Raw genomic sequence first — 25610 nt, 5'->3', positions numbered from 1 at the left:
ATGGACGTCAAAGATGCGATGTTCCACTACACCTCGGCCCCGCATCGCTCGATGGACCAGTACACGACGTTCGTCTTCGACTCGGGGGACCACGAGCCACCGACGTTCGACGACGTCGTGGCCCACGTCGAGAGACGCGCTCGATTCGTTCCGAGACTGCAGATTCGCATCGGCGATGCGGTGGGTCTGTTGGAGTACCCCCGATGGATCAGGGACCCGACGCCGCCTCGTGACCACGTGGTCGACCACGATCTCTCCGACGGTCGTCACACGCTGAATTCGTTTCTGGCCGAACGCGCGTGCGTTCCGGTCGATGCGACGACGCGGGCATGGACCGTGCACGTCGGCCGGGGCCTGTCGGGCGTCGACGGTATCCGCGGTGCGGCCACTGTCGTGATCGTTCAGGTCAGCCACGCATTGTCCGACGGGTCGGTCGGTACCCGCATCGTTCGCGCTCTCTTCGGACCGGACGAGCCGACCGACAACGTCACGTTCCCCGACGACCCTGCCGTCTCGCGTCCACGTCGCGTGCGAGATGCGGTTATTGCGACGGCGCTCCTGCCCTACCGCTGGGCGCGGTCGCAGCGGCGGATGGGGCGGGCACAGCAGACGTATCTTGACGCAGTGCGGACCGGGGAGCTGGTTGCTCCCGCTCCGGTCGAACCCACGCGCGTCAACGCCCATCCCGACGAAACGAGAGCGGTGCACGTCCTGCAGTTCCCGAAGTCGCAGTGGACGGGCGGGCCGGCCACCGTCACGGCTACCGCGCTCACCGCCGTCGGGGCGGCGTTGTCGACGTATCTCGCTGCGCACGGGGAGAGGGTCGGCACCCGCATCCGCGCCACGGTGCCCACCGCGATCGGCACATCGGCGGCCTGGCCTGCCGTCAACCGAACCGTCCCCGCTGCCGTCGATCTGCATCCCGAGCTCACCGACGCGTCCGACCGAGCATCGGCAGTGGTACACGCGCTGAACCTGCAGCGTGAACGCGTGAACGATCGCCGCCACATCGACGCCACCCGGTCGGCCGAGCTCTACCCCGCCGCTTTACTGCTCGGCTTCGGTCGCCGCGCCCGGCTCGTCGCCCCTCGCACCGGTACGCCCGAGCGTGTCACCAGCCATACCGTGGTGACGAGCGTCAACCGAACCGGTCTGGACCTCGAGTTGGGGTCGAGCCGGGCCACCCTGTGCGCGGGGGTCGCGTCGCTGAGCCCGGGCTGCAGCATCACCCACGCCGTGTACGGATACGGGGACGTCGTCACCGTCTGTGTGACGGCCTGCCCGACGACGGTCCCCGATCACGCCGTGTATGCCGACCTGCTGCGTTCCGCAGTCGACGAGACCTGCGGTGCACTTCATGGGACGTCGACTACTGCAGTTCGACGATGAGCTCCACTTCCACCGACGCACCGAGCGGAAGTTCCGCGACGCCGACGGCCGAGCGGGCGTGCTTGCCTGCGTCACCGAAAATCTCGCCGATGACGTTCGAGGCTCCGTTGACGACACCCGGCTGACCGGTGAAGCCCTCCGCGGAGGCGACGAAGCCGACGGCCTTGATCACGCGTGCGACCGAGTCGATACCGACCAACGCATGCACCGCGGCCAGCGCGTTCAACGCACAGATCCGCGCAGCTGCCGTGGCGTCCTCGGCCGACACGTCGGCACCCACCTTGCCGACGGAGGTCAGGTTTCCGTCCACGATCGGCAGTTGACCGGAGGTGTAGACGAGCGAACCCACCTGTACAGCGGGGACGTACGCGGCCAGCGGCGGAACGACGTCGGGCAGCTCGATGCCCAGCTCGGAGAGGCGTTCGCTCCAGTTCGCCACGGCGTCAGCCCTTCGGACGCTTGAAGTACGCGACCAGTGTGTCGCCGCCGTTCGGTCCCGCCATGATCGTCACGAGCTCCCAGCCCTCGGAGCCGTAGTTGTCGAGAATCTGCTTGGTGGCGTGAATCAGCACCGGTGCGGTGAAGTACTCCCAGATGATCTTTTCGCTCATGACTCGAAGCCTATCGCCCACCGGAGTACGAGGGGTGCGTCACTGCGATCGGGTGATTATCGGTTCTGTCGGACGACCGGCATCGCGTCTCTATATGGTCGAGGCGTGGGTACATCGAAGCAAGAGGGATGGCCGGCGAAGGCGGATGCCGCGCGGCTGCATTTCGTGTCCGGCAAGGGCGGTACCGGTAAGTCGACGGTCGCTGCCGCGCTGGCGTTGGCGCTGGCCGCGGGTGGCCGGCGAGTGTTGTTGGTGGAGGTCGAGGGCAGGCAGGGCATCGCGCAGCTGTTCGACGTGCCGCAGCTCCCGCCGGTGGAGACCCGCGTCGCCTCGGCGGACGGCGGCGGCGAGGTCTACGCGCTGGCGATCGACATCGAGACCGCGTTCCTCGAGTATCTCGACATGTTCTACAACCTCGGTTTCGCCGGCCGCGCGATGCGCAAGATCGGTGCCATCGAGTTCGCGACGACCATCGCGCCCGGCCTGCGTGACGTACTGCTGACCGGAAAGGTCAAGGAGTGCGTGGTGCGGACCGACAAGAAGGGCAACCGCGCGTACGACGAGGTGGTCGTCGATTCGCCGCCCACCGGCCGCATCGGAAACTTCCTCGACGTCACCAAGGCCATGGCCGACCTGGCGAAGGGCGGCCCGGTCCGCTCGCAGAGCGAGGGCGTGGTGCGGTTGCTGCATTCGTCGGACACCGTCGTGCACCTGGTCACCCTGCTCGAAGCATTGCCGGTGCAGGAGACGGCAGATGCGGTACGCGAGCTCGAAGCAGCCGACCTCCGCCTGGGCACGGTGATCGTCAACCGCACCGAGCCGACGTACCTGCCTGCCGACTCCCTCGAACCCATCGCCGAGGGCGAGATCGATGCCGTCGCAATTCAGGAGGGTCTGGCCAAGACCGGAATCACGTTGTCCGAGGCCGATTTCGCGGGTCTCCTGACCGAATCGATCGAGCACGCGTCGACGCTGTCCGCTCAGGTGGAGAGCGCAACACAACTCGACGAACTCGACGTTGCACGCATGACGCTGCCGATGTTGGCCGACGGCGTCGACCTCGGCGGCTTGTACGAGCTCGCCGCCACGCTCGCAGAACAGGGTGTCCGATGACTCGACCAGCCGCAACCGAACTCGACGTCGACCGCATCCTCACCGACCCCGCGTCACGAATCGTCGTGGTGTGCGGCGCAGGCGGTGTCGGGAAGACGACCACCGCAGCGGCGATGGCTCTGCGTGCCGCCGAGCAGGGCAGGCGCGTCGTCGTGCTGACCATCGATCCGGCTCGCCGACTGGCTCAGGCCCTCGGGCTCGGCGACCTCGACAACAGCCCGCAGCCGGTGAAATTGGGTGCCGACGCCAAGGGCGAACTGCACGCGATGATGCTGAACATGCGGCGCACGTTCGACGAGATGGTCATCGAACATTCGACGCCGGAAAAGGCGGCGCAGGTTCTGGCCAACCCGTTCTATCAGACTGTGGCGTCGTCCTTTTCGGGCACGCAGGAGTACATGGCGATGGAGAAGCTGGGCCAGCTGTCCCTCGACGCGTCGTGGGATCTGATCGTCGTGGACACTCCGCCGTCGCGCAACGCGTTGGATTTCCTCGACGCTCCGCAACGGCTCGGGTCGTTTCTCGACGGTCGTTTCATCCGGCTGCTGACCGCTCCCGGACGAGGAATCACCCGCGTCGTCACCAGCGCGATGAGCCTGGCGATGCGCGGCGTCTCGACCGTCATCGGCAGCCAAATGCTCTCCGACGCTTCGGCTTTCGTACAATCACTGGATTCGATGTTCGGCGGTTTCCGCGAACGCGCTACGCGCACATACCAATTGCTCCGCGAGGACGGCACCAGTTTCCTCGTCGTCGCTGCCGCCGAGCCCGACGCATTGCGCGAGGCCGCGTTCTTCGTCGAGCGACTCTCCGCCGAGAACATGCCGCTGGCCGGACTGGTGGTGAACCGGACGCATCCGACGTTGTCGTCGGTGCAGGCCGATCACGCCGCCACTGCCGCCGATCTCCTGGACCGAATCGACGACCCCGGTGCCGAACTGACTGCTGCGGTGCTGCGTATCCACGCTCAACGCGCAGTGACCGCGGCGCGCGAGGTGCGGTTGCTCAAACGCTTCACCGGCGCGCACCCCCGCGTGCCCATCGTCGGTGTTCCGTCCCTGCCGTTCGAGGTCTCCGACCTCGCCGCACTACGCGCGGTGGCCGACCAGCTGACCCGCAGAGGCTGATCGGCCGTACCGGCAGGCGGTCAGATCGCCGCCTGCTGCTGACGCTGGGTCTCGAAGAATTCGGACCAGGAGTCGACCTCGGGGTGCTGCTTGAGCAGTGCCCTGCGCTGACGCTCCGTCATGCCACCCCACACACCGAACTCGACGCGATTGTCGAGCGCATCCGCACCGCACTGCATCAGAACCGGGCAGTGCCGGCAGATGGTCGCGGCCTTGCGCTGCGCTGCACCCCGGACGAACAGCTGGTCCGGATCCGTGCCCTTGCACCGAGCGTGTGACACCCAAGCGATACGTGCTTCTGCTTCCTCTACATCGAGTCGCGTCGGCGCGGTTGTCGTGTGCATGGCGGATCCCCTTTACGTCTCGGTCGCCCTCACTGGGCGTCCTGGAGGCTCCGAGCAGTTTGTACCTCGGTGTCGAAGCACAAATTCTAGGAGCTGCCCCACATTCATTATCAAGTGTTATGCGAATCACACTGTGCTCATAATTTAGGTAAACCCGGCCCCGAATGCAAGACGGTGAGGTCACATTTCTGGTACGGGCGTCCCGAGCAGGGGCGCAGCGCACAACGCATGCGGGGCACTGCCGATCCGAACGAGGCACACGTACGCTGTGCTCTGTGTCAGTTGGAAAAACCGTGGCGAAGCTCGCCGGATGTTCAGCACTCGCCGGTGCATTGCTCGCCGGCGTGATGTTCCCCTTGGCCGGTGGGTTCGGGTTCGCGTCCAACCGCGCCGCCGATACCGTCGACAACGTCTCGGCCGAGTTGGTCGAGGGTGCCGTACCGGCTGTTTCGACGATGACCGACGTCAACGGCAACCCGATCGCGTGGCTGTACGAGCAGCGCCGCTTCGAGGTACCGAGCGACAAGATCTCCAACGAGATGAAGCTGGCCATCGTCTCCATCGAGGACCGGCGCTTCGCGGAGCACCAGGGCGTCGACTGGCAGGGCACGCTGCGCGCGTTCCTGACCAACACCACCAGCGGCCAGGTCCAGCAGGGTGCATCGACCATCGACCAGCAGTACGTGAAGAACTACCAGCTGCTGGTCGTGGCGAAGACCGACGCCGAGCGACGCGCCGCCATCGAAACGACGCCCGCCCGCAAGATCCGCGAGATCCGGATGGCGTTGACGCTCGACAAGGAACTGACCAAGGACGAGATCCTCACCCGTTACCTCAACCTGGTGCCGTTCGGTAATGCCTCGTTCGGCATCCAGGACGCGGCTCAGACGTACTTCGGTATCGATGCCAGCCAGCTCAGCGCCGTCCAGGCCGCGATGCTCGCCGGCATGGTCCAGTCCAGCTCCGCCCTCAACCCGTACACCAACGAAGAGGGTGTGATCGAGCGCAGGAACACCGTGCTCGACACGATGATCCAGAACCTCCCCGAGCGTGCGGCCGAGCTCACCGCACTCAAGGCCGAGCCCCTCGGCGTGCTACCGGTCCCCCAGACCCTGCCCCGCGGCTGTATCGCGGCAGGAGACCGAGGATTCTTCTGCGACTACGCGTTGCAGTACCTCGCTCAGGCCGGAATCAGCCAGGAGCAGATCGACAAGGGCGGGTACCTCATCCGCACGACGCTCGACCCCGCGGTCCAGAACTCCACCAAGTCCGCCCTGGTCAGCAACACCAGCCCCTCGCTCGACGGCGTGGCGACGGTGATGAACGTCGTCGCCCCGGGCCAGGACCAGCACCGCGTCCTGGCGATGGGCAGCAGCCGCACCTACGGCCTCAACGCCGACGCCGACGAGACCGTGCAGCCGCAACCGCACTCCCTCGTGGGTAACGGAGCCGGCTCCATTTTCAAGATCTTCACCACGGCCGCCGCCATGGAACGCGGACTGGGCACCAGCGCAACGCTGCAGGTCCCCAAGCGCGTGGAGGTCAAGGGCGTCGGCGACGGTGGTGCTCGTAACTGCCCGGCCTCCACCTACTGCGTGGAGAACGCGGGCAACTACCCACCCGCGCTGTCCATCACCGACGCGTTGGCTCAGTCCCCCAACACGGCCTTCGTCAAGCTGATCGAGTCCGTCGGCGTCACGCCGACGGTCGACATGGCCGTCCGTCTCGGCCTGCGCTCGTACACCGACCCAGGTTCCTCGGGTGCCGAGCAGTCGATGGCCGATTTCCAGAAGAGTCAGAACCTCGGCTCGTTCACCCTCGGACCCACCTGGGTGAACCCGCTGGAGCTGTCCAACGTGGCCGCGACCTTGGCTTCCGGTGGCAAATGGTGCCCGCCGACCCCGATCGACTCGATCTTCGACCGCGACGGCAAGCCCGTTCCCGTCGCTCACCAGGCCTGCGAGCAGGTCGTCGAACCCGGTCTGGCGAACACCCTCGCCAACGCTATGAGCAAGGACGACCAGGCAGGTGGCACGTCCGCGTCCGCCGCTGCCTCGGCCGGCTGGAACCTGCCGATGTCCGGCAAGACCGGTACCACCGAGTCGAACCGATCCTCGGGCTTCCTCGGGTTCACCAACAATTACGCCGCCGCCGTGTACACCTACGGCGACTCACCGACGCCCAGCGAGATCTGCTCGTTCCCGCTGCGGCCCTGCGGTTCGGGAAACCTGTACGGCGGTAACGAACCCGCGAGAACCTGGTTCGACGCGATGAGCCCGATCGCCACCAACTACGGGCCCGTCCAACTTCCACCCGTCGACCAGAAGTACGTCCGCGGTTCGGCCAACGGACAGGTTCCCGACGTCACCGGCCAGAGCCAGTCGTCCGCGACGTCCACGCTGCAGGGTGCGGGCTTCCAGGTGACAGCGGTGACGACGGCCGATCAGGCTGCGCGCGGAACCGTGGTGTCGACGTCACCGTCGGGCAGTGCGGTTCCCGGATCGAACATCACGATCTACGTCAGTGACGGATCGGTTCGCCCGGCACCGGCTCCGGCCCCTGCCCTGCCGCCGGGTATCCAGATACCGGACCTGCCGCCGGGTATCCAGATACCGGCGATCCCGGGGCTCACTGCTCCTCGCTGAGCGGCTTCGCCGCATGTGAGTGGAACTTCGTAGTGGACTACGAGGTTCCACTCACATTCGTGGTCACAAACGGTCTTTGACGGCCTTCGACAGGCGGGATCCATCGGCCTTACCTGCGGCGAGGCCCGACGCGATCTTCATGACCTGACCCATCTGCTTCATGGCCGGTCGCTCGCCCAATTCCTCGGCGACCTGGGCGATGGCGGTGTCGACGATGGTGGCCAGTTCCTCGTCCGTCAGCGGAGTGGGCAGGTACTCGTTGATGATCTGCGCCTCGGCGTGCTCGTTGGCGGCGAGCTCGCCGCGACCGTTCTGCGTGTAGATCTCGGCCGATTCGCCGCGCTTCTTCGATTCCTTCGCCAGCACCTTCAGAACGTCGTCGTCGGTCAGTTCGTGGGCCTCCTTGCCGGAGACCTCCTCGGTCTGAATGGCGGCGAGGATCATGCGCAGCGTTGCCAGCCGGAGCTTGTCCTTCGCTTTCATCGCTGTGGTCAGGTCGGTTCGGATACGGGCCTTGAGTTCGGACATGGCAGAAACGCTACGCGGCCCAGCCGTCGGCTCGCGCGTCCATATCGGCTTGCTGCCGTATCGTGGACTGGGTGGCCGTTCACTTCAGTTCCTCGTTACTGCCAACCTCGGCGCAACTGCGCAGCGCTTCCACGCAACTACGCGGTGCCTCCACGCAACTGCGGTCGGTTGCCGAGCACACGCGCGACGTCGTCAGAGCGGCACCGCTCAAGAGCTCGGTGATCGGGACGGCGGGTGCTGCGGCCTTGGGCATCGGCTACGCCACCCTCGTCGAGCGCAACGCGTTCACGCTCCGTGAGACGTCGATGGCGGTGCTCGAACCCGGCTCCGCGACGCTGCGAGTACTGCACATCAGCGACCTGCACATGATGCCGGGCCAGCGGATGAAGCAGAACTGGCTCCGCGAACTGGACCGCCTCGAACCCGACCTCGTGGTCAACACCGGCGACAATCTGTCGCACCAACGCGCTGTCCCCAGCGTCGTGCAGGCCCTCGGGCCGCTGCTGTCGCGTCCAGGGCTGTTCGTGTTCGGCAGCAACGACTACTTCGCGCCCAAGCCGAAGAACCCCTTCAAGTACTTCGACAAGAACCACAAGCGCACGACGGGCGAGTCGCTGCCATGGCGTGACCTGCGGGCTGCGTTCTCCGAACGCGGCTGGCTCGACGTGACGCATGTGCGCCGCGAACTCGAAGTCGCCGGCGTCCGGATCGCATCGGCGGGCGTCGACGATCCGCACCTGAAGCGCGATCGTTACGACACCATCGCCGGCCAGCCGAACCCGTTGGCAGACTTGCGCCTCGGCATCACCCACTCCCCCGAGCCCCGGGTGTTGGACAAGTTCGCGCAGGACGGTTACGACCTCGTCCTCGCCGGGCACACCCACGGCGGCCAGCTGTGCCTGCCGTTCTACGGTGCGCTGGTGACGAACTGCGAGATCGATCGTTCCCGGGTCAAAGGTCCGTCCAAGTGGGGCGCGCACACTCAGCTCCACGTGTCGGCCGGTCTCGGGACGTCGCCGTACGCGCCTGCCCGCTTCTGCTGCCGCCCCGAAGCAACCCTGATCACGCTCACTCCTGCCCCCAGAAAGGGCCCGAAGGACGTCTCCGACGAGGGCGTTTCGCGTTCTGAGGCAGTCGTGAGTTAGACTTCTACAGCGGTACACGGGGTGTGGCGCAGCTTGGTAGCGCGCTTCGTTCGGGACGAAGAGGTCGTGGGTTCGAATCCCGCCACCCCGACAGTTGGACCACGAAAAGGGACCCACTCGATTCAGTCGAGAGGGTCCCTTTTCTTTGCCTGATCGGCGCTACTGTGAGGCATGCCGACCCCCACCCGCGTTCATGTCACCCATCGGTTCGCTTCGTCTCCCGACGTCGTCTTCGCGGCGCTGTCCGAACACGAGAACCTCGGCCCGTTGTTCCTGGCCAAGATCCGCCGGGTGCGCGACGGAGACACCTCCCGCAACGGCGTCGGATCGGCTCGTAGCCTGAAGCTGGGGCCACTCCCCGCGTTCGAGGAGACCACAACCGTCTCCGAGCCGAACACCCTCATCGAGTACCGCATCACCAAAGGTGGCCCGCTACGCGGTCATTGGGGTGTGCAGAAGCTGACCCCCACCACTGACGGCGGTACCGAACTCGACTACACAATTGGATTCGACGCCCCGATCCCCGGTCTCGCCGCGATCGTCGGCAAAGCACTGACGTCGAGCATCTCGAAGAACCTGCCGCGCTTGGCTCGGTAGCACTGCCGCACAACGAAAAGACCCCGATCGATGGTCTCGATCGGGGTCTCGTCGTGTGTGCTCAGCTGGACGCAGCGCGCAGCTTCTCCAACAGCGGGCCTGCGGCCTCGGCGAGGAAGCGCTCCTGAGTTTCGTCGCCCACCTGGACCAGCGCGATGTCGGTGTAACCGGCCTCCCAGTACGGCTTCACGGCCTCGACGATGGCGTCCAGGTCCGGTCCACACGGGATCGTGTCGGCCACATCCTCTTTCCGGACGAACTTCGTCGCACCGGCGAAACCGGCCGTCGTCGGCAGATCCGCGTTGACGGCCCAGCCACCGGCGAACCAGCGGAAACGGTCGTGTGCGCGATCGATGGCTGCGTCCTTGTCGGGATCCCACGAAATGGGGATCTGTCCGATGGAACGCGCCGGGCCCTCGTGGTTGTCCGACCACGCCTTGACGAGATCAGCATCCGGCTCGGTGGCGATGAGGTGATCGCCGTACTCGGCGAACCGCGCCACTGCCTTCTCGCCGCCGGCGGCGATACCGATCGGGACGCCGCCCTCGGGTAGGTCCCAGATCCGAGCCGAGTCGACGCGAAAGTGCTTGCCCTCGTAGGTGACCAGGCCACCGGCGTGCAGTGCGCGGATGATCTCGAGTGCCTCGACGAACATGTCCTGACGCTTGTCGATGGAGGGCCAGCCTTCACCGACGACGTGCTCGTTGAGGTTCTCGCCGCTGCCGAGTCCCAAGGTGAAGCGTCCGTCGGCCAAGATCTGCAATGTCGCGGCCTTCTGGGCGACGACGGCCGGGTGGTACCGAATGATCGGGCACGTCACGTACGTCATCAGCTCGACGCGCTCGGTGGCCTGCGCGACCGCACCCAAAGTGGTCCACGCGTAAGGAGAGTGGCCCATGGACGAGAGCCACGGCGAGTAGTGGTCACTGCTGACCTCGAAGTCGAAGCCGACCTTCTCGGCTCCGACGGCGTACTTCACCAGCTCTTTGGGACCGCTCTGCTCGGTCATCAACGTGTATCCGAAATTGGTCATGCTGTTCTCCTAAATTGTTGCGACGGAACCGGCGTCGACTCGGTAGTTGGATCCGTTGACGAAGGACGCGCGGTCCGAGCACAGGAACGTGATCACCGAGGCCACTTCCTCGGGTTCGCCGCGGCGTCCCAGTTCCATGTACGGGCGCTCCTCGTCGAGGAAGCTCTCGATGGCACCGTCTCTGTCGGTGCCCTTCTCTTCGGCTCGCTTGTCCATCATCGCGTCGGTCATCGGGGTGTGAATGAATGCCGGGGAGACCGCGTTGACCAGCAGGCCCTCCGACGCATAGCTGCGCGAAAGCCCCTTGGCCAGAGCCAGAACTCCGGCTTTGGCCGAGCAGTAGGGCAATTCGTCGTCGTACGGCTGCACGGCGTCCTCGGACGTTAACAGCACGATGCGCCCCCATCCACCGCGCCGGAGGGCGGGGAGAAACGCGCGCAGTAGGCGGACCGGGCCCATGAGGTCGATGTCGAGGGTGGAGCGCCACCCTTCCTCGTCGATCTCGTGGAACAGCCCCTGCGCGCCGGTGACACCGGAGGACTGCACCAGAATGTCGATGTCGCCCACGGCCTGCTGCGTGCGCACTGCCAGGTTCTCGACGGCCTCGGTGTCGGTCACGTCCGCGGCGAACGCGAACAGCTGTCCTTCCGCTGCACCGAGTTTCGCTGCGGCTTCGTCCAGCGAACTCTGGTCCTTGTCGCTGACGACCACACGGACGCCTTCGGCCAGCAGCAGCTTCGCAGTGTGCCACCCGATGCCGGAGTCGGCTCCGGTCACCAGTGCGGCTCTACCGTCGATTCCCAAATCCATTCGATCCCACTTTGCGCTAGAGGTCGGTTGTCAGGCTGTGGCGTCGTGCGAACGCGCGATGGTCAACGCCGCATTCACCAGGGCCAGGTGGCTCAAGCCCTGCGGGAAGTTACCCAGAAACGACCCATCCGAAGCATCGATCATCTCGCTGTACAGCCCGACGTCGTTGGACATTTCCACCAACTGGTCCATCAGGGCCGTGGCCTCGTCGTCTCGGCCGACGCACGAGAGCGCCGACACTCGCCAGAACGCGCAGGCCACGAACGTGACCTCTTCCTCGGACACTCCGCTGTAGCGGTACATCAACGGCCCGGCACCGAGCTCCTCACCGAGCGCATCGATCGTGGCCGAAATACGTTCTCCGCGATCGAAATTCATCTCGGCTGCCAACAGCACCGACGCGTCGAGCCCGTCGGCACCCGGGTACGCGAGGTAGGTCTGCCGCTCCTCGGACCAGCACTCGGTTTCGATATACCGCCGTATGCACTCCTTCTCGGCCTTCCACCGATCCGGTATGCCCGGGATCTCCCCGGCTTCGGCCAGGTGCACCGCGCAGTCCAGCGCCTGCCAGCACCCGAGCTTGGAGCTCGTGTAGTGCTGCTCCACCTCGAGCTCCCAGATACCGGCATCCTTGCGCTGCCACGAGTCGCAGGCCTCGTCCGCGATGGTCGCCAACAGCCGGCCGGTTTGCGCGTCGAGGATGTTGCCCGCGTCCACGTACTGCCGAATGATCGAGAAGAGGTCTCCGAAGATCATCAGCTGGAGTTGGTCCGCCGCGGCGTTACCGTTGACCACCGGTCCGATGCCGCGCCAGCCGGGCACGTCGGGCTGCTCTGTGCCGCCCGGCAATTCGCCGCCGAGGGTGTAGAACACGTTCACCAACGGATCGTTGACTCGAATGACCTTCAGCAGCCACGCGACCGCCGCATGGATTTCCTCACGCAGACCGAACCGTTGCAGCGCCCGAATGGTGTACGCGGCGTCGCGAACCCAGGCGTACCGGTAGTCCCAGTTCTTGCCACCGGTGCGATTCTCGGGCAGTGACGTGGTCGCTGCCGCCGCGATAGCACCGGATGGGCTGTGCAGCAACAGCTTCAACGCCAACGCGCTACGAGCGACGTGCTTCGCCCACGGGCCCTCGTACGAGAACTCGTCCGACCAGACGCGCCAATTGTCGATGGTCCGGTCGATGCCCTCGTCGAGGTGTTGAGGATCCGGCAGCGGCAGTGGCTCGTTCTCGGTTCCGACCACACCGATGACGTGACGCGAACCCGAGCGCGTGGTGAAGACGCCGCTGATGTCGCGATCCGCGAGCTGCACGTCTTCGATCCCCAAAGTCCGGACTGCCAGCGTCAATCCGTCGACGCGCAGGACGGTTCCGTGCTCGGTGTCGTACGCCCACGGCGACGCGATACCGAGCATCGTGCCCGGTGCGACGGACCACGTCATGTCCACTGTTCCGTCCAGTCCGTCGATACGGCGCGCCAACTCCACCCACGGCAATCGACCGGCCACACCGGTGTTGAGCGAGTCGGTGATTCGGACGGTACCGCCGTCGGTGCGGAACGTGGTGGTCAGAACGTTTGTGCCGGGCACGAATTCGCGCTCGACGGTGAACTCGCCTCTGGGCGTCAGTTCGATGTACCCACCGTGCGGGGCGTCGAGCAGCGAGGCGAACGGCGGTGGCGAATCGAGATTCGGTACCGGGAACCAATCGATGCGGCCGTCGTCGGCGATCATCGCGACGGTTCGGCCGTCACCGATCGCGCCGTAACTTTCGATGGGGACGTACCCGTCGACCCTCGGACAAGGCTTTCGGAAGTTGCTCAAGCACTTGCCTTGTCGGCAAGGATCGGGCTCTCGGCGAGGTGTTCCAGCAGATCGGCCGGGTCGTCGAACACTGCCACCGCACCCGCGTCGAGCAGCTCTGCGCGTGAGATACCGCCGCTCAACACGCCGATGGCCCGCACCCCTGCCCGGCCCGCGGATTCGATGTCCCACACGCTGTCTCCCACCATGATCGCGTGTTCGGCGTCGACGCCGGCGCGCTCGAGCGCAACACCGATGATGTCGGGCTCCGGCTTCGCCACCTCGGCGTCCTCGCCGGACGTCACCACCGCTACCGAATCCTCGACCTCGAGCAGATCACGCAACGTCGACAGCTCGGACTCCGGCGCGGACGTCGCGAGCACCACGGTGACCTCGCGAGTACTCAGCTCTGCCAACAGCTCCCGTGCACCCGGCAGAATTTCCAAGGTCTTCGACGCGGCCGCGTAGTACTCCCCGTGCAGGGTTTTCGCTTCCTGCGCGAGCGCGCTGTCGGACGAACCGACCAACGCCTCCAGCAACTTCGACCCGTCCATCCCGATACTGCGATGAATGCGCCACGACGACACCTCGTGCCCGGCATCGCGGAACGCGCGGGACCACGCGTCGACATGGACGTAATTGGAATCGACGAGCGTGCCGTCGATATCGAACAACACCGCGTCGACCTTCGGAGCACTTTCAGACATGGGCGTACGAATACCCATGGGCTGTACACGCAAACAAAACGGGCCCCTCACCACCGGTGAGGGGCCCGCATCGAATTCAGGTTTCAGCTGGCCTGGGCCTGCCACATCCAGTGCAGCTGCTCGAGCCGAGCAGTGATGGCGATGAGCAGGTCCTGCGTCACCGGGTCAGCTTCCGCGGTATCGGCGACGCGTCCACGCAGCCGGTCGACGACGGCAGCGATGTTGTCGACGATGGCCGGCACCACTTCGCTGTCCTGGGTCCACCCGGCACCGAAGCCCTTGGTTCCGGCCGTCGAGGAGACGGTGGCTGCCCGGCCGTCCGGGCTGACACCGATCGCGGTGGCGCGCTCGGCCGCCTGATCGGTGAATTCACGTGCAGCAGTGACCAGTTCGTCGAGTTCGAGGTGCACGGACCGGAAGTTCTTGCCGATCACGTTCCAGTGCGCCTGCTTCGCGATGAGCGAGAGATCGATCAGGTCGACGACGGTGCCCTGCAGAGCGTCGCCCGCGATCTTCTGCTGACCTGCGTCGAGGGTGCTGGTGATGGGGTTCGTCATGATGTGGCCTCCCTGCCGTTGTACGACGGTGTGCATCGCACGCCATTATTGTGCTTCCGTCTGTATTGCACAACGGCGGCACTGCGCCGGTTGTTCCGGGATCGGCGTCGTTGTGACGCCGATCCCAGGAACGTGCGGATCAGACCTTGGCGGCCTCGTCGGCAGGATCGTCGATCGCGCCGGCACCGGTGGTGGGAGCGGTCTCGTTCTGCTGCGACCGAACACCTTCCTCGACCTTCTTGCCGAGCTCGGGGTCGACGTTGGTCCAGTACTCGAACACCCGGCTCAGAACCGGCTCGCTGACGCCGTTGAGGACGTGTCCGACGATGTTCCCGACCAGGCGCTCGCGCTGCGCGTCGTCCATGACCTCACGGACCAGGGCTCCCGCTTGCACGAAGTCGCCGTCCTCGGGGTGCTCGATGTAGCCGGTGCGGACGAAGCGAGGCTCGAAGTCCCACGCTCCGTCGTCGCCGTACTTGTTCGTGTCCGCCGACGGACCGCCGAAGGAGTTCGGCGCGTAGACGGGCGTCTCCGGAGAGTTGAACGAGTACCGCATGTTGCCGTCCTTGGAGTACGAGTTGACCTCGGACTTCGGGGCGTTGACCGGCAGCTGCGCGTAGTTCGCTCCGATGCGGTAACGGTGCGCGTCCGCGTAGGAGAACACGCGGCCGAGCAGCATCTTGTCGGGGCTGAAGCCGATCCCGGGCACGGTGTTGGACGGCTCGAACGAGCTCTGCTCGATCTGCGCGAAGAAGTTCTCCGGGTTGCGGTTCAAGGTCATCTTGCCGACCTCGATGAGCGGGTAATCCTTCTGCGACCAGACCTTCGTGAGGTCGAACGGGTTGTACTTGTAGTTCTCGGCCTCGTCGTACGGCATGAGCTGGACCTTGAGGGTCCAACTGGGGAAGTCGCCGTTCTTGATGGACCCGAACAGGTCCTGACGGTGGTGGTCGGGTGACGTACCCGCAACCTCGTCGGCCTTGTCCTGCGTCAGGAAGTCGATGCCCTGATCGGTCTTGAAGTGGAACTTCACCCAGGTCTTCGTGCCGTCCTCGGCGATGAGCTGGTACGTGTGCGAACCGAAACCGTCCATGTGGCGGAACGACTTCGGGATGCCGCGGTCACCCATGAGCCACGTGACCTGGTGCGCCGACTCGGGCGAGAGGGTCCAGAAGTCCCACTGCATGTTGTTGTCGCGCAGACCGGAGTCGGGCATGCGCTTCTGGCTGCGGATGAAGTCCTGGAACTTGATCGGATCCTTGACGAAGAAGATCGGCGTGTTGTTGCCGACGAGGTCCCAGTTGCCTTCCTCGGTGTAGAACTTCAGCGAGAAGCCGCGCGGATCACGCCAGGTGTCGGGGCTACCCTGCTCGCCGGCGACGGTGGAGAACCGTGCCAACATCTCGGTCTTCGCGCCGGGCTGCAACGCCTTTGCCTTGGTGTACTTGCTGATATCTCCGGTGATCTCGAGCTCGCCGAACGCGCCCGCGCCCTTGGCATGCACGACGCGCTCCGGGACCCGCTCGCGGTTGAACTGCGCCATCTTTTCGATCAGGTAGTGATCGTGCAGCAGGATCGGGCCCTGCGCGCCGGCGGTGAGCGACTGATCGTCGCTGGCTACGGGGATTCCCGAGTTACTGGTGGTGGGCTTGCTGGTGGTCGGCTTGGTCATACGAAGCCTCCTGATGGCTGTAGAGAGTCCGAGAGGGCTGTCCCGGACGAAATCTGTGCGGCCGAGGGCGCGGCCGGATTCTCATGGGGAATGCCCGTACTCACGCGGCATAAACCCTCGAGCTCGACCACCAGCATGCCATCAATCTGTACTAAGTCAAGAAAAGGACTGTCGTCAGGGCACCAGCCGCGCCTCACCCGTCCGCATCGAACCCGACACGATCTGCAACCCGAAATACGTGCCCGACGACATCCAGCGATCGAGCGTCGGGCCTGACGCATCCACCTGCACCCGAGCCAACCTGGCTTTCCCCTTCAAACTTGCGACGCCGAGAGCCGATCCGCCGGGCACCGGCTGCGCGAACCCGATCGATCCGCGCATCGGAAATGCGGGCCCGAAGCCGCGGGAGCCGGTCCGCACCGACCAGTCCCCACCGCTGACCCCGGCCTTGTTCAGCACGTCGCCGTCGAACTCGGCCAGCACCTTGGGCAGATGCCAGTTGGTCCTGCCGCCGTGCACCGACGTCGCGGAATCGACGGCAATGAACGGCACCGACATGCGCGGAATCTTTCCGACGTCCCGGCGCAACACCGGGCTCGCCAGTATCTCGCGGTAGGGACCGACGGGTGACGTCATGTAGTCGACGACCATGCACATCGTGATCGGCAGCGTCTTCGCGCCGGCGGGAGCGAAATCCGACGACCGGGCGCGATGCCACCAGATCGTGGCCCGGACGTTCGCCGGCCACGGCGCAGCGGGGCTGACCGGCCAATCGGTGCGCTCGGTCTCCGACTCGGCGACGCTCCACATCAGGAGTCCCTCCCCACGACGGTCAGCGGCAGGCGCAGCGCGCCCGGCGCGGTCACCGGCACCACCGGGTTGGACGGCTGAACCGGTGCCACCTCGACATAACCCGAGCCGACGGCAGGCCTACGGTCCGGCTCACCCTTGTTGGGCCACAACGCCATTGCCCGCTCGGCCTGCGCGGTGATGGTCAGAGACGGATTGACACCGAGGTTGGCGCTGACGGCAGAACCGTCGAGCACGTGCAAGCCCTCGTACCCGTACACCCGCTGGTAGCCGTCGATCACACCGGTGTTCGGTGAATCACCGATGGCGCAGCCGCCGAGGAAGTGCGCGGTCATCGGAATGTTGACGATCTCGGCGATCGACCCGCCCGGATCGCCGCCGATCTTGTCGGCGAGCAACCTGATAGCCGTGTGCCCCTGCGGAATCCACTGCGGCGGCGGATCGCCCGCCCCGGGCCGACTCGTCAGACGGCGCCCGAACGGCCCCTTCTTCGAGCCGAGTTCGAGGGAGTTGTCGTCGGTCTGCATCACCAGAGCGATGACGGTGCGTTCGGACCACCTGTGGACCGACAGACTGCGGGCCGCCGCGCCGGGGTGACGCAGCGCCACTCCGAGCGTCTTGAGAATCCGCGGCACCTTGCCGCCGCCGTCGCTGAGAACGGTTTGCAGCAGCCCGATTGCGTTGCTGCCCTTGCCGTATCGCACGGGTTCGATGTGCGTGTGATCGTCCGGATGGAACGACGAGGTGATCGCCACTCCCTCGTGGTAATCGACCTCGCGTCCGCGCGCCGTTGCGGCCAGCACGGCCTCGGAGTTGGTACGTACCAACGAACCGATCTTGTTCGACAGCCGTGGCAAAGAGCCCTTCTCCTTGGCGGCGAGCATGAGCTTCTGCGTTCCATAGGTGCCCGCCGAGAAGACCACCTGATCGGCGGTGATCGTCTTCTCCTTGCGGCGCAGCTTGCCCCCGGTCCTGCGCGTCACGACGTCGTAGCCGCTGCCGTTCGGGCGGACGTCCACGACGGTCGTCAGCGGAAGGATGTGTGCGCCTGCACGTTCGGCGAGATAGAGGTAATTCTTGACGAGGGTGTTCTTCGCGCCGACGCGGCAACCCGTCATGCACGAACCACACTCGGTGCACCCGGTCCGCTCGGGACCGGCACCACCGAAGAACGGGTCGGGTGCGGTCTTGCCGCGGTCACCGAAGTAGACGCCCACGGGAGTCGAGGTGAACGTGTCGCCCACGCCCATGTCCTCGGCGACCTCCTTCATGACCTTGTCCGAGGCAGTGATCGTCGGGTTCGTCTCGACCCCGAGCATCCGACGCGCCTGGTCGTAGTACGGATTCAGTTCACGCTTCCAGTCCGTGATGGCGCCCCACTGCGGGTCCTCGAAGAACTTCGTCGGCGGCTGGTACAGCGTGTTGGCGTAGTTGAGCGAGCCTCCGCCGACGCCTGCCCCCGCCATCACCAGCACGTCGGGCAACAGGTGAATACGTTGGACGCCGTAGCAGCCGAGCGCCGGAGCCCACAGGTACTTACGCAAACGCCAACTGGTCTTGGGCAATTCGTGATCGGCGAACCGTCGGCCGGATTCCAACACCGCCACCCGGTAGCCCTTCTCGACGGCCCGCAGCGCGGCAACGCTCCCGCCGAACCCGGAGCCGATGATCAGTACGTCGTAGTCGCTCATGCGGAAACCGCCTTCTTGTCTGATTCACGGGTGTCGGAGACGAGTCGGTAATTCGAGGTGTCGAACGTTCGCGTCTTGTTGCGGAACCGGAACGTGTACGTGGGCCACATCGTCGAGTTGCGTCCGTTGGCGTCGAGGTACCAGCTCGAGCAGCCGCCTGCATTCCAGACTGTGCCGTCGAGAGAAGAGTCGACCCACGAGTTGTGCTGCTGCTGAGCGGATTCGGACACCTCGACGGCGGTCGCATGATGGTCCCGCATCTCACTGAGCGCCGAGACGACGTAATTGGCCTGCGACTCGAGCATGTAGACGATCGAACTGTGCCCGAGATTGGTATTGGGGCCGTACATCAGGAAGAGGTTCGGGAACCCGGCGACGGTGGTGCCCAGGTGGGCCTGCGGGCTACCGCCCCAGCGCTCCGCGAGCGTACGACCATCGCTGCCGCGCAACAGATGCGACACCGGCGGTTCGGTCGGGGTGAACCCCGTCGCGAAGATGATGGTGTCCACCTCGTAGTTGCGGCCCGACGCGTCGACGACGCCGTTCTCGGTCACCGACGTCAGGCCCGATGTCACCAAGTCGACGTCTTGTCGATCCAGCGTCCGCAGCCAATCATTGGACAGCAGAAGACGTTTGCAGCCGGGTGCGTAGTCGGGTGTGAGGGCCGCCCTCTTCGTCGGGTTCTTGACCTGACGCTTCAGATTGGCCTTCGCGAATGCCTTGACGGCGGGCAACATCCACGGGTTGTCGGCCAGCACGGTCACGTATGCCTCGCGGTACCCGTAGATGATGCCGCGAACCGCGCGATGAGCCGCGGGGACCTTCTCGTACAGAGTCCGCTCGACCCGGCCGATGGTGCGGTCCAGACGTGGGATCACCCAGGCGGGTGTGCGCTGAAAGACGGTGAGCCGCTGGGCCTTGTCGACGATCTCGGGCACGAACTGCACCGCCGACGCTCCGGTGCCGATCACGGCGACGCGCTCCCCGGTGAGATCGTGCTCGTGGTTCCACGTCGCGGAGTGGAACACCGTTCCCTGGAATGTGTCGATGCCCGGGACGTCCGGGATCTTCGGCGTCGACAGTGCGCCGGTGGCAGCTATGAGAACTCTGACGCTCGCCGCACCCTTCGAGGTCTGCACGGTCCACCGCTGGTCCGTGTCACTCCAATCGGCCGACAGCAGTTCGCAATCGGTGACGATGCGATCCCGTAGGTTCAGTCGATCGACCACCGATTGGAGGTAGTCGAACAGCTCCGGTTGGCGCGCGAAGGTGTGACTCCACTTCGGGCTCGGCGCGAACGAGAACGAGTACAGCGACGTCGGAACATCGCACGCACACCCGGGGTAAGTGTTGTCCCGCCATGTGCCGCCCACCTCCGACGCTCGCTCGATGACGGTCACGTCGGCACTCGGATCAGCAGCGAGGATCTTCGCCACCGCGGCGAGGCCGGCGAAACCGGCTCCGACGACGAGCACGTCGAGTTGTTGGGGCAGTGCAGAATTCACGAGTCCATCACCTTTTCGGACCAGACAGGGAGGAGCCGTCCGCGCAGCAGCGCGTCGGCTTCGGGGGTACGGAACAGAGCCGATACAGCGAGCCCGCGTGCCAGCTCGACGCTGAGCTCGATGGACTCGGTGGACATGCGGCTACCCATGACGATCTGAGCGCCGCTCTGGATGGCCTCGGCGACGCGTCGTTCGAGCGGAACCATCGCCTCGTGCAGAGCCGGATCGGTACGGGCCGCGACCCACAGCTCGAGCGCGGCATAGAACAGCGGGCCCGAGAACGCGTCGACGAGGATCTCGGGTCCACGTTCCGGATCGGGTTCGGCTTCCAAGATTTCGGACAGGCGGCGGTCGACGAGATGCTCGACGGCAGCGGTCACCAACGTCTCCTTGGTCGGGAAGTGGTGCAGCTGCGCTCCGCGGGACACACCGGCACGCCGCGCGATCTCCTGCGTGCTGGTCTTCGAGAAACCCAGCTCGACGAGGCACTCGATGGCTGCATCGAGCAACTTTGCGCGGGTCCCCGCGGTGCGTTCGGCCTGCGTGCGGCGCGGGGTAGGCGCGCCGTCGCTGAGCTCTGTGTCGGTAGTCACACTTCGCACAGTAGCGTCAAAACAACAAACAGTCCAGCCTGACTTTAAGTTTTGTCACAACTGCGCTCATCCGCCTCCAGGACCGCTGACAGACCCGCGCGAAGGTCCCGGACGAAGTAGTCGCGCCGTTCGAGTGAAGGGAAGTGACCGCCGGCGTCGGGTGCCCGCCATCGAACGATGCGCCGGTACCTCTGCTGGGCCCATGGCAGCGGGCACTTCGCAATGTCCCGTGGATATGTCGTGATCGCGGCCGGGACATCGACGCGGAGGTCCGGGTCGAGTGAGTGGTGGCTTTCGTAGTAGATGCGGGCTGACGACGCCCCGCTACGTGTCAACCAGTACAGGGTGACGTTGTCGAAAAAGTCCGTGCGAGAGATCGTCTCGAACGGAGTGCCCTCGGTGTCCGTCCACTCCGCGAACTTGTCGAGAATCCAGGCCAACAGCCCGACCGGGGAATCGACGAGTGAATACCCGATCGTCTGCGGCTGCGTCGCCTGCAGTGTCGCGTAGGCGATGCGATCACGGTCGAACTCTCTGGTGTGCTGAACCCAGCCGAGCTCCTCGGCCGTCAGTCCGTCCGTCGACAACCCGGGCGGCGCTTCGGCGTAGGTCGTGTGGATTCCGATGACCTGCTCGGGGAATCGGCCGCCCAGGATCGTGGTGACGACACCTCCCCAATCGCCCCCGTGGGCGAGGAACCGGTCGTAGCCGAGACGGCCCATCAGCTCGACCCACGCGGCCGCGATCTTCTCGGTGTCCCACCCGGTCGTCGCAGGTTTGTCGCTGAACCCGAAGCCAGGAAGAGACGGGACCACGACGTGGAATGCACGTGCCGAGAGGTCCGACGGATCGGCCAGTTCGTCGATGATGTCGAGGAATTCGACAACGCTGCCCGGCCAGCCGTGCGTCACGATCAACGGGGCTGCGTCACCCCGCGGAGAACGACGGTGCAGGAAATGAATCCCCACGCCGTCGATGGTCGTGCAGAACTGCCCGACTCGGTCGAGCCTCGACTCGAGCGATCGCCAGTCGTAGTCGGTGCGCCAGAACTCGATCGCGTCCGTGAGCTCCGTGAGCGGTACCCCCTGCTCCCATCTGCGCGCGCCGGCCACGGTCTCGGATTCGGGCAGGCGAGCCGCGTCGAGCCGTGCGACCAGATCGGCGAGGTCGGCGTCGGTTGCGCGCCACTCGAACGGGCGGACATCGGGCTTGTCGACGCGCATCATGAAGGCTCCTTTGTTTACTTGAACCGGCTAAGGCAGTTCTAACAGTGCAGACGGCCCGGCGCAACCGGCTAAGGTGGTTCTATGGCAAGGAGCTTCCCCGATTTCCGACCCGGCAATGTCCTGTCGACGGCATTCACCGGAACCCTCACCGAGCGTCGCGGCGATGCCGTCGAACGAATCCCTGTGCCGGAACGGCTCGCCGACTGGTTGACTCTCCACGGACTCGCCGTCGAATCCTGCACCGACTCACAGCTCGACGCGGCTCGGGAGCTACGGGAAGCGATCCACCTCTGCGCTACTGCAGCCGCGACTGGAGATCGACTGCCCGCTTCCCCCGTTCGCGTTGTGAACGACCACAGCCTTCGGGGTCGGGCGTCGGCAATCCTGTCGCCGTCGGGCGTCCGGCAGTGGCAGTTGACGGCTACGACGGCGGTCGAAGACGCCCTCGGTGTCATCGCAGCCGACGCAATCGACATCGTCGCCGGTGAGCGAGACGGCACGGTGGCGTTGTGCGCATCCCCTACGTGCCGCGCGGCGTTCTTCGACACCAGCCAGAGCCGCAGTCGAAAATGGTGCGACATGAACACGTGTGGAAACCGTCAGAAGAAGGCCCGCATGGCGGCCAGCCGTGGCACCACATCGTCGCGCTGACGTCGACCACACTGGCATTCGTACGCTGCTTCGACGGAAGGAATACACAATGACCGGTCATTCCGTGCGCCCCGAGGACATACTTCCCGACGGAGCCGAGAGAGCCACGTTCGACGGTCACCCGATACGGAAAGGCACCGTGGCGGCGTTCGTCGCGAATGCGCGCGCGCTCCGCGACGTGGAACCCGGGACCGAGGCTCACGACGAACTGATCGCGACGCTGAAAGAGCTGGCACCGCAGCTGGCGGCAATCGGAGTGTTCGAGGTGTTCGAGCCACGGGACCCGCAGATCGCCCACCTGGTGGACGTCGCGACTCAGACCGACTGACCGACAGTTTGTGCCGACTCGCCGCGGGCAATACCCCGGCCATGGCTCTCCCCTCGCACGGCCGCTTCGAGTACTCCCCCATCGTCGATCGGCCTCGGTTCGAGTGGCCCGGCGGCGCGCGTCTCGCGGTGTATGTCGCGGTCAACTGCGAGCACTTTCCGTACGACGACGGGCAGCCCGGCCTCGGTTACACGCCTGCGATGGACCAACCCAACACGTACAACTGGGGCTGGCGCGAATACGGCAATCGCGTCGGCGGCTTCCGCATCGCAGAGACATTGCAGCAGTGCGGGATCCGGCCGACATTGCTGGTCAATACCGAGGTGTACGAGCACGCCCCGCAGCTGACCGCGGCGTTCCGAGCACTCGACGCCGAGGTCGTCGCACACGGCCGAACCAACGCCGTGCAACCGAACGATCAGGACGAGGACGCCGAACGTCGCTCCATCGAGGATGTCACCGCCGCGATCGAACGACACGAGGGAGCACCGCCCCGAGGATGGATGAGCCCCGGCGCCAACCCGAGCCGCGTCACCGAGGACCTCCTCGCGGAGCGCGGTTACCAGTACACCTTGGACTGGCCCGTCGACGACCAACCGGTGTGGCTACAGACCCGCGGCGGCCCGCTGCTCAGCGTCCCGTATCCCCACGAGATCAACGACTTGCCGATGTTCGTCCATCACCATCAGACCGCAGAAGCGTTCGAGCACAACATCATCGGAAGCTTCGACGAGCTGAAGGAGAACTCGGCAAGGCAACCGGTGGTGCTCGCGATCTCCGTGCACACCTTCCTGACGGGACAGCCCTACCGACTGCGACGGTTCCGTGCTGCACTCGAGCACCTGACCGCCAACAACGACGGCGTCTGGTTCACCACCCCCGGCGACATCGCGGCGCACTACCGCACGGTTGTACCTCCCGTCCGATAGATCTGCTGGACCGCTGTCGGCGTGGAGTCAGGCTGCTCGTTGTTTTCGTCGGTGGTAGCTGGGGAGGGGTTCCTGTCTGGGGTCGACGGATTCGGGTGGGATGGCGTAGGGGTGTCCGTCGTCGCCCATGATGAGCTGCCAGTCGCCGTGGTGGACGAGGCGGTGGCATTCTCCGCAGACGAGCGCGAGGTTGTTCAGGTCGGTGCGGCCGCCGTGTTCCCAGAATCTGATGTGGTGGGCTTGGCACCACTGTGCGGGGCGGCCGCACATGACGCAGCAGGTGTCGCGGATGGTCAGGGCGATGCGTTGGTCGTCGGAGGCGAGTCTGGTGGTTCGTCCGAGCGCGAGTGGTACGCCGTGGTGGTCGACGATGACGGGGGTCAGGTCGGCGTCGCAGGTGACGAGCTCGGCGAGGAAGCGACTGATGGGGCCGGTCCAATCGAAGTGGAACGGCCAGTCCGCGTCGCCCGGCTCGGGGACAGATTTCTGCCCGCCACCAGCACCATTGGCTGGAACATCACCAGCGACCGCCGCCTCTCCGTGCGCAGCTCTACTCCCTGGGCTGGAGGCAGACCTATGCCCGGCGCTACTACCACCGCCACCATGTCCGCCGGCTGACGCTTCGCCGCGAGAACCAGCGTCGCCCGGCTCGCGCACAGATTCTTGCCCGGCACCACCACATCCGGATGTCGCTTCGCCGCGAGCAGCGATATCCCCTCGAGCCACTCCATCCGGACGCGAGCCGTTGCTCTCGCCGCAGCTCGAGGAGCTCCCCGCGCCCGTACCGGTGTCGCCCGAATCCGCTGCAGTTCTGTCGGATTGCTTGTTGCCGCCGTGGGCGAGCAAGTCCCGCAGGGGGACGATCAGGTGTACCGACGCCCGCGACCCGCCCGCCGACCCCCGGGTGCCGCCGCGGAGGTGTCGGTCGAGGATCTGATCGAGTGCATCGGCCCGGCGCTTCGACGCACTCCGCGGGTCGCGCTCCCCGCCGGGCCCCGGCCGCGGTGCCGTCAACGGCGACAGAGCGGTCAGAAGCTTCTCGGCGAGCAACCGGTCCATATCGCCACCGAACTGAAAGCGGCCGTTGGCCAGGGGGTGCAGGTCGAATCGGTTCAGGTCCGGGTTTTCCGACACCGGTCGCGGTGCGGGTGTCGGCGGAACAGGCTCGGGCGCAGGCGGTTCCGGATCGGGAAGCCTGCCGGTAGAGGTCGCACCATCATCGCTGCGCCGCTCCTGATCGTGGCGTTCCTGTTCCCGCTGTTCTTGCTCTCGGCGTTGTTTCTCGGCTTTTTCGTGTCGTGCTCGGGCGTCGTCGGCGGCCGCATGCGCCAATGCCTGGGCGCGGGAGGTCACGTGGCCGGCGGTGTTGCGCATCGCGGTGTCGAGCAATTCGGCGACAATTCCGTCGCGGCGGTCCTTATTCAACGTCGGGTCGGCCAGCAGAACTACGTCGTATCCCTCGGCGATGGCGGCGGCGTGAGCGGCGTGAATGTCACCGCAGGCAAGGGCGTCGAGCACGGTGGGGTGATCGAACAGCCAGTACCCCAGTGCGTTCTGGCGGGCGGCGGATCCGTCGGTGATCCGTATCGATCGGGCGTACCAGCGGGTGACGGACGAGTGCCCGAGTTTCATCGCCAAGCCACGTCGGTCGATTTCCGCCAGCAGCGTCAATCGCTTTGCAGCCAAAGTGTTTTCGAGGGAGGTCACATCGGCGAGCTCGGAGACCAACTCCTGGTCCCCGAGCCCGAACACATCCCCCCATGTCTTCACCCCACGAAAGCTATACCTAC

The 25610-nt window shown here is 65.6% G+C and carries 25 protein-coding genes and 1 tRNA gene; 10 read left to right on the top strand and 16 right to left on the bottom strand.

The features are described from left to right. A complete protein-coding gene (locus tag CH262_RS05090; RefSeq protein ID WP_256988734.1) occupies positions 1 to 1389 on the top strand; it encodes a wax ester/triacylglycerol synthase domain-containing protein in 1389 nt (462 codons plus the stop codon). Here CH262_RS05090 and CH262_RS05085 read toward each other — a convergent pair. Beyond that, on the bottom strand, positions 1370 to 1828 hold the full coding sequence (locus tag CH262_RS05085; RefSeq protein WP_027494498.1) for a RidA family protein: 459 nt from the start codon (positions 1826 to 1828) through the stop codon (positions 1370 to 1372). The genes CH262_RS05090 and CH262_RS05085 overlap by 20 nt on opposite strands. 4 nt (positions 1829 to 1832) lie before the next feature. Then, positions 1833 to 2000, bottom strand: a complete 168-nt coding sequence (locus CH262_RS05080; RefSeq protein ID WP_072691993.1) for a DUF4177 domain-containing protein — start codon at positions 1998 to 2000, stop codon at positions 1833 to 1835. 105 nt (positions 2001 to 2105) lie between these two features. Here CH262_RS05080 and CH262_RS05075 point away from each other — a divergent pair, with 105 nt between their 5' ends. Beyond that, complete coding sequence (locus CH262_RS05075) at positions 2106 to 3113, top strand: ArsA-related P-loop ATPase (RefSeq protein ID WP_027494499.1); 1008 nt, start codon at positions 2106 to 2108, stop codon at positions 3111 to 3113. Beyond that, complete coding sequence (locus CH262_RS05070) at positions 3110 to 4240, top strand: ArsA family ATPase (RefSeq protein WP_027494500.1); 1131 nt, start codon at positions 3110 to 3112, stop codon at positions 4238 to 4240. The genes CH262_RS05075 and CH262_RS05070 overlap by 4 nt, the downstream gene beginning before the upstream one ends. 20 nt (positions 4241 to 4260) lie before the next feature. Here CH262_RS05070 and CH262_RS05065 read toward each other — a convergent pair whose 3' ends face one another. Then, entirely contained in the window at positions 4261 to 4584 is a 324-nt protein-coding gene (locus CH262_RS05065) for a WhiB family transcriptional regulator (RefSeq protein WP_008712729.1), read from the bottom strand. 293 nt (positions 4585 to 4877) lie between these two features. On the opposite strand from CH262_RS05065, the gene CH262_RS05060 reads away from it, so the two are divergent. Continuing rightward, complete coding sequence (locus CH262_RS05060) at positions 4878 to 7229, top strand: penicillin-binding protein (RefSeq protein WP_032373793.1); 2352 nt, start codon at positions 4878 to 4880, stop codon at positions 7227 to 7229. A 63-nt stretch (positions 7230 to 7292) separates the two neighbouring features. Here CH262_RS05060 and CH262_RS05055 read toward each other — a convergent pair whose 3' ends face one another. Further along, entirely contained in the window at positions 7293 to 7757 is a 465-nt protein-coding gene (locus CH262_RS05055) for a GatB/YqeY domain-containing protein (protein ID WP_027494503.1), read from the bottom strand. Positions 7758 to 7975: 218 nt separating this feature from the next. Here CH262_RS05055 and CH262_RS05050 point away from each other — a divergent pair, with 218 nt between their 5' ends. The 3 genes from CH262_RS05050 to CH262_RS05040 all read left to right on the top strand — a co-directional run bounded on the left by CH262_RS05050 (position 7976) and on the right by CH262_RS05040 (position 9499). Continuing rightward, entirely contained in the window at positions 7976 to 8902 is a 927-nt protein-coding gene (locus CH262_RS05050; RefSeq protein WP_228139376.1) for a metallophosphoesterase, read from the top strand. Between the two features lie 17 nt (positions 8903 to 8919). After that, positions 8920 to 8993, top strand: a tRNA-Pro gene (locus CH262_RS05045). An 80-nt stretch (positions 8994 to 9073) separates the two neighbouring features. Then, positions 9074 to 9499 carry an SRPBCC family protein gene (locus CH262_RS05040; RefSeq protein ID WP_027494505.1) on the top strand — a complete coding sequence of 142 codons (426 nt, stop codon included), beginning with the start codon at positions 9074 to 9076 and terminating at the stop codon, positions 9497 to 9499. Between the two features lie 61 nt (positions 9500 to 9560). Here the strand turns inward: CH262_RS05040 and CH262_RS05035 are convergent, their stop codons facing one another. The 11 genes from CH262_RS05035 to CH262_RS04985 form a co-directional block, all read right to left on the bottom strand. After that, the gene (locus CH262_RS05035; protein WP_027494506.1) at positions 9561 to 10532 is read right to left on the bottom strand and encodes an LLM class F420-dependent oxidoreductase; all 972 of its coding nucleotides are present in this window, start codon (positions 10530 to 10532) and stop codon (positions 9561 to 9563) included. A gap of 9 nt (positions 10533 to 10541) precedes the next feature. Then, positions 10542 to 11342, bottom strand: a complete 801-nt coding sequence (locus tag CH262_RS05030; protein WP_027494507.1) for an SDR family NAD(P)-dependent oxidoreductase — start codon at positions 11340 to 11342, stop codon at positions 10542 to 10544. Positions 11343 to 11372: 30 nt separating this feature from the next. Beyond that, a complete protein-coding gene (locus tag CH262_RS05025) occupies positions 11373 to 13172 on the bottom strand; it encodes a glycoside hydrolase family 15 protein (RefSeq protein WP_094717125.1) in 1800 nt (599 codons plus the stop codon). Next, entirely contained in the window at positions 13169 to 13858 is a 690-nt protein-coding gene (locus CH262_RS05020) for an HAD family hydrolase (protein ID WP_032364559.1), read from the bottom strand. The genes CH262_RS05025 and CH262_RS05020 overlap by 4 nt, the downstream gene beginning before the upstream one ends. A gap of 83 nt (positions 13859 to 13941) precedes the next feature. After that, positions 13942 to 14415, bottom strand: coding sequence for a Dps family protein (locus CH262_RS05015; protein WP_027494510.1), 474 nt, complete (start codon positions 14413 to 14415; stop codon positions 13942 to 13944). A 139-nt stretch (positions 14416 to 14554) separates the two neighbouring features. Further along, a complete protein-coding gene (locus CH262_RS05010) occupies positions 14555 to 16087 on the bottom strand; it encodes a catalase (protein WP_027494511.1) in 1533 nt (510 codons plus the stop codon). A gap of 174 nt (positions 16088 to 16261) precedes the next feature. Continuing rightward, entirely contained in the window at positions 16262 to 16897 is a 636-nt protein-coding gene (locus CH262_RS05005; RefSeq protein WP_094717123.1) for a hypothetical protein, read from the bottom strand. Then, positions 16897 to 18588, bottom strand: coding sequence for a GMC oxidoreductase (locus tag CH262_RS05000; protein ID WP_032373786.1), 1692 nt, complete (start codon positions 18586 to 18588; stop codon positions 16897 to 16899). The genes CH262_RS05005 and CH262_RS05000 overlap by 1 nt, the downstream gene beginning before the upstream one ends. Further along, positions 18585 to 20093, bottom strand: coding sequence for a flavin-containing monooxygenase (locus CH262_RS04995; RefSeq protein ID WP_256988714.1), 1509 nt, complete (start codon positions 20091 to 20093; stop codon positions 18585 to 18587). Before CH262_RS04995 ends, CH262_RS05000 begins: the two co-directional genes overlap by 4 nt. Then, positions 20090 to 20695, bottom strand: coding sequence for a TetR/AcrR family transcriptional regulator (locus CH262_RS04990; protein WP_373453763.1), 606 nt, complete (start codon positions 20693 to 20695; stop codon positions 20090 to 20092). Before CH262_RS04990 ends, CH262_RS04995 begins: the two co-directional genes overlap by 4 nt. A gap of 35 nt (positions 20696 to 20730) precedes the next feature. Beyond that, positions 20731 to 21909: an epoxide hydrolase family protein gene (locus CH262_RS04985; RefSeq protein WP_094717365.1), complete on the bottom strand. Its 1179-nt coding sequence runs from the start codon at positions 21907 to 21909 to the stop codon at positions 20731 to 20733. Between the two features lie 84 nt (positions 21910 to 21993). On the opposite strand from CH262_RS04985, the gene CH262_RS04980 reads away from it, so the two are divergent. Genes CH262_RS04980 through CH262_RS04970 form a run of 3 tightly spaced genes read left to right on the top strand, consistent with a single transcriptional unit; the run spans position 21994 to position 23820 of the window. Beyond that, positions 21994 to 22563, top strand: coding sequence for a CGNR zinc finger domain-containing protein (locus CH262_RS04980; RefSeq protein WP_032385997.1), 570 nt, complete (start codon positions 21994 to 21996; stop codon positions 22561 to 22563). A gap of 49 nt (positions 22564 to 22612) precedes the next feature. Next, positions 22613 to 22891 (top strand): hypothetical protein, encoded by a 279-nt coding sequence (locus tag CH262_RS04975; RefSeq protein ID WP_032385996.1) that lies wholly within the window; start codon positions 22613 to 22615, stop codon positions 22889 to 22891. Between the two features lie 41 nt (positions 22892 to 22932). Further along, on the top strand, positions 22933 to 23820 hold the full coding sequence (locus CH262_RS04970; protein ID WP_094714859.1) for a polysaccharide deacetylase family protein: 888 nt from the start codon (positions 22933 to 22935) through the stop codon (positions 23818 to 23820). A 27-nt stretch (positions 23821 to 23847) separates the two neighbouring features. Here the strand turns inward: CH262_RS04970 and CH262_RS28080 are convergent, their stop codons facing one another. After that, positions 23848 to 25590: an HNH endonuclease signature motif containing protein gene (locus tag CH262_RS28080; RefSeq protein ID WP_230591107.1), complete on the bottom strand. Its 1743-nt coding sequence runs from the start codon at positions 25588 to 25590 to the stop codon at positions 23848 to 23850. Positions 25591 to 25610: the final 20 nt, after the last annotated feature.

Origin of the sequence: Rhodococcus sp. 05-2255-1e (genome assembly GCF_002259025.1) — a bacterium.
GTDB classification, from domain to species: Bacteria; Actinomycetota; Actinomycetes; order Mycobacteriales; family Mycobacteriaceae; genus Rhodococcoides; species Rhodococcoides fascians.
This window is presented reverse-complemented; position numbering and strand designations above follow the sequence as displayed.